This window comes from Myxococcus sp. CA039A, from assembly GCF_013336645.1.
GTDB lineage: Bacteria > Myxococcota > Myxococcia > Myxococcales > Myxococcaceae > Myxococcus > Myxococcus llanfairpwllgwyngyllgogerychwyrndrobwllllantysiliogogogochensis.
Genome location: NZ_JABUMQ010000583.1, coordinates 1 through 2,938 on the forward strand (window position 1 = coordinate 1; position 2,938 = coordinate 2,938).

The 2,938-nt window shown below is 70.4% G+C and carries 2 protein-coding genes; both read left to right on the forward strand.

Annotated features, from left to right (window positions below):
- The first annotated feature begins 78 nt into the window (after positions 1-78).
- Positions 79-1,245, forward strand: a complete 1,167-nt coding sequence (locus HR086_RS45995; RefSeq protein ID WP_141649430.1) for a sorbosone dehydrogenase family protein — start codon at positions 79-81, stop codon at positions 1,243-1,245.
- A 70-nt stretch (positions 1,246-1,315) separates the two neighbouring features.
- A complete protein-coding gene (locus HR086_RS46000) occupies positions 1,316-2,911 on the forward strand; it encodes a sodium:proton antiporter (RefSeq protein ID WP_246137899.1) in 1,596 nt (531 codons plus the stop codon).
- Positions 2,912-2,938: the final 27 nt, after the last annotated feature.

Sequence of the window (2,938 nt, forward strand, 5' to 3'; positions counted from 1 at the left end):
CTCCCCGAGCGTCCTCACCCTCACGTCCGCCATCCGTCACGCTGGCGCCCCCACCCGACCGCGGACATTAATCGCCCCATGCGCGCCTCTCGCCTGCTCGCCTCCGCCCTCGTGGTGCTCGCCGTGTCGGCCTCCGCCTGTCGCAAGAGCCAGTCCCAGGGCACCGCCTCACCCGAGGACTGCGTGCGCGTCGCGGACGACTGGGGCCCGGATGGCGCCGTGCCCATCACCGTGGACGTCGTCGCCGAGGGCCTGGAGGTCCCCTGGGGCATCGCCTGGCTGCCGGGTGGAGACGCGCTCGTCACCGAGCGACCTGGTCGCGTGCGCCTGCTCAAGGCCGGCGTGCTCCAGCCCCAGCCCGTGGCCACCGTGCGCATCACCCGCGCCGCGGAGGGCGGCCTGCTCGGCATCGCCGCGCACCCGGACTTCGCGACGAACCGCCAGTTCTACGTGTACGTCACCACCGACGCGGGCGGGCAGGACGAGAACCGCGTGGAGCGGTGGACGCTCTCCGAGGACCACACCACCGCGACGTTCGACCGCGTCGTCTTCGGCGGCATCCCCTCCGCGACGTACCACGACGGAGGACGGCTGCGCTTCGGCCCCGACGGCATGCTCTACGCGGGCACCGGTGACGCCCGCGAGCCGGACCGCTCGCAGAACGTCAATGACCCGGCGGGCAAGCTCCTGCGCCTGACTCCCGAAGGACAAATCCCCCAGGACAACCCCTTCCCCGGCTCCCCCGCGTTCCTCACCGGCATCCGCAACCTCCAGGGCTGGGACTGGAAGGATGCCACCACGCTGTACGTCACGGACCACGGCCCGAGCGGAGAGACGATGCGCCGGGGGCACGACGAGGTGAGCCTCGCCCGTCCTGGGAGCAACCTGGGCTGGCCCGGCATCTACTCGTGCGAGCTTCACGCGGGGCAAATCACGCCCTCGCTCACCTTCGCGGACGCGATGCCTCCCGGGGGCGCCGCCCTCTACACCGGCACCGCCATCCCCGAATGGACGGGCTCGCTGCTGGTGGGCACGCTGGGCTCGCGGCACCTGCACCGCGTGCGGTTCGCCGCTGACAACCCCGCCCGAGTCACCCTCCACGAGGTCTACCTGCGCGACACGTACGGCCGGCTGCGCGAGGTGAGCATGGGTCCGGACGGCCACCTGTACGTCACCACGAGCAACTGCGATGGGCGTGGGGACTGCGGGGCGAAGAAGGACCTCATCCTCCGCCTGAGGCGTTGAAGCCCGCGGCCGGCCGGCCTCTCAAGATGGGGTCGTGACCTCGCTCTTCCGTTCTGGAAGACTGCGCGCCGTGCACTTGGAGATGCCTCTCGTCATTGGATTGATGGTGGCTGCCATCGTCCTGGCCATCGCCGCCAAGCGGGCGAACATGCCCTACAACGTGGCGCTCGTGGTGGGAGGCCTGCTCATCTCGGTGGGCAACCTGCTCCCCGGCGTGCCGCCACTCAACCCGGAGGTGGTGTTCCTCGTCTGCCTGCCGGCGCTGCTCTTCGAGGGAGGCATCACCGCGGACCTCAATGGCATCCGCGCCAATGCCCTGCCCATCCTCATCCTGTCCACCGTGGGCATGGTGCTGGCCATTGGCGCCACGGGCACCGCGCTGCACTACCTGGTGGACCTGGCCATCTGGCCCGCGCTGCTTTTGGGCGCGCTGCTGGCCGTGACGGACACCGTCTCCATCCTCTATGCGTTCCGTCGCGCCCCGGTGCCGCCGCGCTTGTCCGGCATCATCCAGGGCGAGAGCCTCTTCAACGATGGCACGGCGCTGGTGGCCTACGCGGCCATCGCCAGCGTGGTGGCGGGAGCAGCGGCGCCGTCGCTGCCGATGCTGGCCGCGCGCGTGTTGCTCGCCTCGGCGGGTGGCGCGGTGGTGGGGCTCGCGGTGGGCATGCTGGGCGCCTTCGTCATCCGCCGCACCGAGGACCCGCTGGCCGAAATCATGGTGACGACGGCCGTGGCCCTGGCCTCGTTCGTGGTCGCCGAGCAGATTCACCTGTCGGGTGCCATCTCCGCCGTCGTCGCGGGACTGGCCGTCGGTGTCGGGCTGCGCAAGGACGTGTCCCCACAGAGTCGGGTGGCCATCCACTCCTTCTGGGAGTACGCCACGTTCGGGGTGAACACCTTCCTGTTCCTGGCGGTGGGACTCACCACCAAGCCGGAGACGCTCAGCGGCTACCTGCCGGAGACGGCCATCGCGGTGGGCTGTGTGTTGGGCGGGCGCGCGGTGGCCATCTACGGGCCCTTCCTGCTCCTGCGGCTCATCCGTCCGGCGGAGGCGGTGCCGCCGCGCTGGCAGCACGTCTTCATCGTGGGCAACATCAAGGGCGCGCTCTCCATCGGACTCGCGCTGGGTCTTCCGGAGACGACGCCGGGCCGCGAGAAGCTGGTGGCCATCGCCTTCGGCGTGACGCTGGTGTCGCTGGTGGGTCAGGGATTGGTGCTCACCCACGCGTTGAAGTGGCTGGGCCTGTTCCAGCAGGACGAGGTGGCGCTGGCCATGTCCGAGCAGCGCGGCAAGCTCATCGCCAGTCGCGCGGCGCATCAGGAACTGGCGTCGCTGCATGAGCAGGGACTGGTGCCCCGCGCCGCGTATGACCACCTGCGCAGCGAGTACCAGGTGAGCATCGCCCGTGCGGAGCGCGAGCTGCGGCGGCTCAATGACCATCACCTCGCGCAGGGGGCGAGGGACCTCATCGCCATGCGGCGTCGGCTCATCGACGCGGAGCGCACGGCGCTGCAGGTCGCGCGCAGGAGCGGCCTCATCCCCGAGACGACGGCGGAGCACATGCTGGCGCAGTTGGATGAGCGGACACTGAATCTGGAGAAGGTGTTGCACGGAGCGCACGGCGACGAGCCGGCAACGGAGCCCGGGAGGAAGGCGTCGTGAAAATCGTCATCGCGGGTGGGGGACGGG

Excerpts from the sequence above, each read along its gene's own strand:
- HR086_RS45995 (WP_141649430.1), top strand. The coding sequence starts at position 79 with ATGCGCGCCTCTCGCCTGCTCGCCTCCGCCCTCGTGGTGCTCGCCGTG.